Annotated in this window: 6 protein-coding genes and 1 pseudogene; 4 read left to right on the top strand and 3 right to left on the bottom strand. The window is 63.9% G+C overall.

Features of this window, described 5'->3' with window-relative positions; genetic code table 11:
- The 4 genes and pseudogenes from C100_RS42655 to C100_RS48030 all read left to right on the top strand — a co-directional run.
- Positions 1-748, top strand: a 748-nt coding sequence (locus C100_RS42655; protein ID WP_024021262.1) for a 2-oxo acid dehydrogenase subunit E2, incomplete at its 5' end; no start/stop codon positions are given.
- Positions 748-1,146 (top strand): acyl-CoA thioesterase, encoded by a 399-nt coding sequence (locus tag C100_RS42650; RefSeq protein WP_024021261.1) that lies wholly within the window; start codon positions 748-750, stop codon positions 1,144-1,146. The genes C100_RS42655 and C100_RS42650, both read left to right, overlap by 1 nt.
- 17 nt (positions 1,147-1,163) lie before the next feature.
- Positions 1,164-2,579, top strand: coding sequence for a dihydrolipoyl dehydrogenase (gene lpdA / locus C100_RS42645; protein ID WP_024021260.1), 1,416 nt, complete (start codon positions 1,164-1,166; stop codon positions 2,577-2,579).
- Positions 2,536-3,120 (top strand): annotated as a pseudogene (locus C100_RS48030) (phosphatase PAP2 family protein); the annotation flags it as partial. The gene lpdA and the pseudogene C100_RS48030, both read left to right, overlap by 44 nt.
- 51 nt (positions 3,121-3,171) lie before the next feature.
- Here the strand turns inward: C100_RS48030 and C100_RS49220 are convergent.
- The 3 genes from C100_RS49220 to ybeY form a co-directional block, all read right to left on the bottom strand.
- Positions 3,172-4,659 carry a DUF2142 domain-containing protein gene (locus C100_RS49220; RefSeq protein WP_024021258.1) on the bottom strand — a complete coding sequence of 496 codons (1,488 nt, stop codon included), beginning with the start codon at positions 4,657-4,659 and terminating at the stop codon, positions 3,172-3,174.
- Positions 4,660-4,802: 143 nt separating this feature from the next.
- Positions 4,803-5,744: a hemolysin family protein gene (locus C100_RS42635; protein WP_024021257.1), complete on the bottom strand. Its 942-nt coding sequence runs from the start codon at positions 5,742-5,744 to the stop codon at positions 4,803-4,805.
- An 8-nt stretch (positions 5,745-5,752) separates the two neighbouring features.
- A complete protein-coding gene (ybeY, locus tag C100_RS42630; protein WP_024021256.1) occupies positions 5,753-6,265 on the bottom strand; it encodes an rRNA maturation RNase YbeY in 513 nt (170 codons plus the stop codon).
- Between the last annotated feature and the right edge of the window lie 7 nt (positions 6,266-6,272).

Below are 6,272 nucleotides of genomic sequence, written 5' to 3'. Positions count from 1 at the left end.
GCCGGCGCCCGCCGCCGCATCGCCAGCTCCGGTCGCTGCCGCCGCGCAGGATTTCGGCATCCCGCACGAGGTCGTCAAGCTGAGCGGTATGCGCAAGACGATCGCGCGCCGCCTGACGGAATCCAAACAGCAGGTGCCGCATATCTACCTGACGGTGGATATTCAGCTCGACAAGCTGCTGAAGCTGCGCGGCGAGCTGAACGCCGGGCTGGCCAGCCGCAACGTCAAGCTGTCGGTCAACGACATGCTGATCAAGGCGCTTGGCGTCGCGTTGATCGAAGTGCCTGAATGCAATGTGCAGTTCGCCGGCGACCAGATGCTCCAGTTCAAGCGGGCCGACATCAGCGTCGCCGTCTCCATCCCCGGCGGCCTCATCACCCCGATCATCGCCGATGCCGGCGGCAAGGGCGTCGCCGCCATTTCGACCGCGATGAAAGACCTTGCCACCCGCGCCAAGGAAGGCAAGCTGAAGCCCGAGGAATATCAGGGCGGCACCGCATCGCTGTCCAACATGGGCATGTTCGGCATCAAGCAGTTCGAAGCCGTCATCAACCCGCCCCAGGCGATGATCATGGCGATCGGCGCTGGCGAGAAGCGGCCGTTCGTGGTCGATGACTCGCTTCAGATCGCAACCGTCATGTCGGCGACCGGCAGCTTCGACCATCGCGCAATCGATGGCGCGGACGGCGCGCGCCTGATGCAGTTGTTCAAGCAGCTGGTCGAAAACCCGATCGGTATGCTCGCCTGATGGGCCATGTCGAAGAGCAGCCGCCGGAGCACAGCCCGGCGGTTCGCGTCATCGCCATGCCGGCCGATACCAATCCCTATGGGGATATATTCGGCGGCTGGTTGATGAGCCTGATGGATTCGGCCGCCGGTTCCGTTGCCGCCCGGCACAGCCATGGCCGCGCCGTGACCATCGCGGTGGAGGGCATGACGTTCCTGCGCCCGGTCGTGGTCGGCGATGAAGTGTCGGTGTTCGCGACCCTGAAATCCGTCGGGCGCACGTCGATGAAAATCGACGTGGAGGCATGGCGCCGGACCCGCCATGACGATCGCAGCTATCGCGTGACCCGCGCGACCTTCACCTTCGTGGCGATCGGAGAGGATCGCCAGCCCCGTTCCGTGCCGCCGCTGGCGGAATAAGATTAGAGAGACTGACCATGGCTGAGAATTACGATGTCATCGTGCTGGGCTCCGGCCCCGGCGGCTATGTGGCCGCGATCCGTTGCGCCCAGCTGGGACTGAAGACCGCGATCGTCGAGCGCGAAAATCTGGGCGGCATCTGCCTCAACTGGGGCTGCATCCCGACCAAGGCGCTGCTGCGGTCGGCTGAAATCTTCCACTATATGCAGCACGCCAAGGATTATGGCCTGGCGGCAGAGAAGATCAGCGCCGATATCGAGGCGGTGGTCAAGCGTTCGCGCGGCGTCGCCAAGCAGCTGAACCAGGGCGTCACGCACCTGATGAAGAAGAACAAGATCAGCGTCCATATGGGCGACGGCAAGCTGGTGGCCAAGGGCAAGCTGTCCGTGACCAGGGACGGCAAGACCGAGGAACTGACGGCCAAGCATATCATCATCGCCACCGGCGCCCGCGCCCGCGACCTGCCTAACCTGAAGGCGGACGGCAAGCGGGTGTGGACCTATCGCCATGCCATGACGCCGCCGGAAATGCCGACCAAGCTGCTGGTCGTCGGTTCAGGCGCGATCGGTATCGAGTTCGCCAGCTTCTACAACGACATGGGCGCTGACGTGACCGTGGTCGAGATGATGGATCGCATCGTTCCGGTCGAGGATGCCGATGTGTCCGCTTTCCTGGAAAAGGCGGTCAAGAAGCAGGGCATGACCGTCATGACCGGCGCCAAGATCGAAAAGATCGCGACGGGCGACAAGGGCGTGACCGCCACGATCAAGGGCAAGGACGGCAAGGACGTGACGGCTGAATATAGCCATGTCATCGTCGCGATCGGCATCGTCCCCAATGTCGAGAATCTGGGGCTGGAAGATGTCGGCGTCGAACCGGACCAGCGCTATCATATCAAGACCGATGCCTATGGCCGCACCAATGTCGATGGCATGTGGGCGATCGGCGACGTCACCGCGCCGCCATGGCTGGCGCACAAGGCGAGCCATGAAGGCGTCATCGTCGCGGAATCGATCGCGCAGGCGCTGGGGAACAAGGATGTGCATCCCCATGCCATGGATGTGCGCAACATTCCGGGGTGCACCTATTGTCATCCGCAGATTGCTTCTGTGGGCCTGACCGAGGCCAAGGCGAAGGAAGCCGGTTATGAGGTGAAGGTGGGCATGTTCCCCTTCATCGGCAATGGCAAGGCGATCGCGCTGGGCGAGGCGGAAGGCTTCACCAAGACGGTGTTCGACGCCAAGACCGGCGAGTTGCTGGGCGCCCATATGATCGGCGCGGAAGTCACGGAGATGATCCAGGGCTACACGATCGGCAAGACGTTGGAGACGACCGAGGCGGAATTGATGCACACGGTGTTCCCGCATCCCACTATTTCGGAATCGATGCATGAAAGCGTGCTGGCCGCTTATGGGCGCGCGCTTCATATCTGATCGAAGGACAGGACCGGCAAAAGGCGCGGGGGCTTTGGCTCTCGCGCTTTTTTGCGTTTTGCTGATCGCGCTGGCGCAGCGGGCAGGGTGGCTCGATGGGCTGAATGTCGGGTTGATGCAGTGGGCCGGCACTGCGCGCGAAGGTGGGATCGGTCAACATGTCACCACGGCGATGCGGCTGGCATCGGCGATCGGGGGGACGGCGGGTCGGCTGGCATTGCTGGCCGTGGTCGTGCTGCCCTTCATGACGATGGGCAGACGTGCCGCCGCGTTGTGGCTGGCCGTGACGATGGCGGGCGGCACTTTGCTTAATCTGGCGCTCAAGCAGATTTTCGCCGCACCGCGCCCGGATCTGCTGCCGCATCTCGACATCGTCCACACCTATAGTTTCCCGAGCGGCCATTCGGCGGGCAATATGATGTTGTTCGGGGCGCTGGCGATGCTGGCGGGACGGCGTGGCGGATATTGGGCAGCCGGTGGCGCTATTGCCTTGATCGGGGTCAGCCGGGTCTGGCTGGGCGTGCATTGGCCGAGCGACGTCATGGCAGGCTGGATCGAGGGGGCGGGCTGGCTCGCTTTCTGTGGCGTCTGGCTACCAGCGCGGGGAGGGCAACAACAGCGCGCGGGCGATGCCGTCATGCGGCGGCATCCCGTCGCTGGTGATGAAGCCATGGACCCAGAAACTGTCGAAGACCGTCACGGCGGCGATCAGCAATAATGCGATCCCGGTGATACCCAGCAGTCGCTGGGCGCCGCGCACCGGATCGGCCGGCGAAAGAGCGAGCAGCAGCAAAGGCAGGACGGGCAGGAAATAACGGCCCTGCGTCCCCTGGACATAGTCGGCGCCCAGCGGCGTGCCGGTCAGATACATGGCGGTTTCGATCAGCAGCGCGACGCCGGCGGCGACCACGAGCCACCAGAGGCGCTGCGCGATCCCGAACCGCGCGCCCGAACCGCTGGCGACCCCCGCGCCCAGCATCAGCGCGGCCAGCGGATAGGCGAGCAGGGGCAGCAGGATGGCATTCCAGCCGAACCGCCCCACGATCTGCAAGGCATAGACCGGAGCGCGCTCGATCACGCTGGACAGGAGGATGTGGGCATAAGCGACGGGGTCGGCAAGGACGATGGCGAGCTGGTCGCGCAGCGGCGCGGTCATCATCGTTTCGCCGGTCCTGCGCGACTGGATATGATAGAGCGCCTGGCTGCCGCCGGAATAGTGCATCCAGCCGATGAAGGCGAACACCCCAAATGCCATGGCGCCAAGGATGAGCCATGACCGCATGTCGCCGCGTGTTTGCGGCCAGCGCAGGCCGGCCGCCATGAGCGGCAGATAGACCCCCTTGCACAGCGCCAGCAGCGGCCCGGTCACGAGCAGGGCGGCTGTGCGCGCGGGCGCTGCGCCCATGAAGCCGACGCGCAGCGCGATGGCGAGGCCCAGAAAGCCGAAGCCGTTGATGACCGCGTCGGGCGAGAGCGATCCCGTCTGATAGGCGAAAGTCGGCAGCAGGGCGGTGGCGAGCAACGCATTGCGCCCGAATGGCAGTAGGCGCAGCGCGGCGATCAGGAGGATGATGCCGGCAAGCGCATTGACCAATCGACCCGTGTAGAAGGCGCCGAGCGCCGGCAGGCCAAGGGACTGGCCCAGCGCAAGGCCGGCCGCGCCCGGCGCATAGAGGCTGGGCGCATAGCTGGCGACGTTGGGAAAGTCGGCAAAGGCGGTGCCGGGACGCTTATCGTCGGCCGACCAGCTGTTCGTCAGTTGATCGGGCGCGAAGCGGCGTGGCGTGGCCGGGACATCGGTCGGGAAATCCACAGCATGAATGGCGAGCGCGGCGCGGGGCAGGTCAGTGCCGATCGCGTCGTCCTGCTGCCGAGTCAGCAGATCGCCCTGCGTCAACGACAGGGCCTTCATATAATGCTGGTTTTCGTCCGGGGCCTGAAAGGGCGGCGTCACGGCGGCGAAGAACAGGGTCGCTGCGACGATGGCGGCGAGCAGCAGTTTTTCAGGCACGCTCCACGGCGCGGCGAACAACATGTCCGCGCGCGCCCTGCCGCCAAATTGGGTCCGCTCGTTCCGCATGAGCCTCGATCGATGTCGGCGTGACCTGCGCGCCTTGTTTCCGCCAATCTAGAAGATGGCCGTTAACATTTCGCGATTGTCAGGAATCATTGCCTCGTCGGAGCGGAGGGATCAGGACGAGGCCAAGCGCCGCGCCTCAGCCGCTATTCCTCTTCTTCTTCCCGCGCCACGGGGGGGTGCAGGCGCAGGCGGGTTACGCGGCGGCTGTCGCTCGCCATGATCTCGAGCTTCCAGCCGCTTTCGCTATGTTCCAATATTTCGCCGGTTTCCGGCACGCGGCCCGCCAGGACGAAGGCCAGGCCGCCCAGCGTGTCCACATCCTCCTCCACATCACCCAGCTTCGGATCGATCTCTTCGGCGACATCGTCCAGTTCGGCGCGGGCGTCGGCATCCCAGAGGCCGCCTTCAAGCGGGACCAGCATCGCTTCGGGGGCGTCGTCATGCTCATCCTCGACGTCGCCGACGATTTCCTCGACCAGATCCTCGAAGGTCAGAAGGCCTTCGGTCCCGGAATATTCGTCGAGCACGATGGCCAGGTGGGTGCGCTTGGCGCGCATTTCGGCCAGCAGGTCCAGCGCACCCATGCTCTCAGGCACGTAGAGGGGCTGGCGGATCAGCGGTTCCAGACTGTCGGGCATCGGCGTCTTGCCCGCCAGGATGGCGAAGGCGTCGCGGATATGGATCATGCCCACAATCGTATCGAGATTTTCGCGATAGACGGGAATGCGGCTATGGCCCGCTTCCGCGAAAAGGGCAGCGAGTTCGGCGAAGCTCGCCTTTTCCTCGATCGCCACGATGTCCGAGCGCGGAACCGCGACGTCGTCGACCGTATGTTCGGAAAAATGCAGCAGGTTGCGGACCATCTGCCGCTCGATCGCTGAAAGGTCACCCTTTACCGGCGCGGCGCGATTGTCTTCCTGCTCATCCTCGTCATATTCGTCGAGCGCTTCCTCCAGTTCCTTGCGGAGGCTGGTTTCACCATTCTCGCCAAACAGGAGCGACTTGATACCGCTCCATAAACCACCCTCGCTATTACTGTCCGCTTCTTTCGAACCGGCGCTGTCCTTCGGGCTGCCCTCAGCCATATATATTCCTAGTCCCCAGTTGCACGATCCCCATAGGGATCGGAAAGGCCCAAGCTGGCGAGCGCCGTGATTTCGAGCGCCTCCATGGCTTCCGCCTCATTGTCGTCCATATGGTCATATCCAAGCAAATGAAAAGTCCCGTGGACGATCAGATGCGTGGCATGATCGGCAATCGATATGCCTTTTTCCGCGGCTTCGGCAGCGCAGACGCCCTCCGCCAGCACGATGTCGCCCAACAGCACTTCGCCATCGTCGGTGTTGCCGGTGCCTTCCAGAAGATCATGCTGGACCATCGGGAAGGACAGCACGTTGGTCGGCCTGTCCTTGTCGCGATAGGCGCGGTTGAGGGACTGGACCTCTGTGTCGCTGGTCAACTTTACCGCGACTTCATAGAGCGCCGCATCGGTCGCGAAAGCGGCATAGGGACTGTGCGCGATGGCGGTGCTGACGGCGCGCTGGGCGAGCGACTCCCAATCTTCGCCAGGCCAGCCATCTTCGCGGAGAAGGGCGACTTCAATCATGTTAATA

The sequence above is a fragment of the Sphingobium sp. C100 genome (assembly GCF_000508185.1).
Taxonomy (GTDB): domain Bacteria; phylum Pseudomonadota; class Alphaproteobacteria; order Sphingomonadales; family Sphingomonadaceae; genus Sphingobium.
Note: the sequence above shows the minus strand (reverse complement) of the source record. Positions and strands in the feature narration are given on the sequence as shown.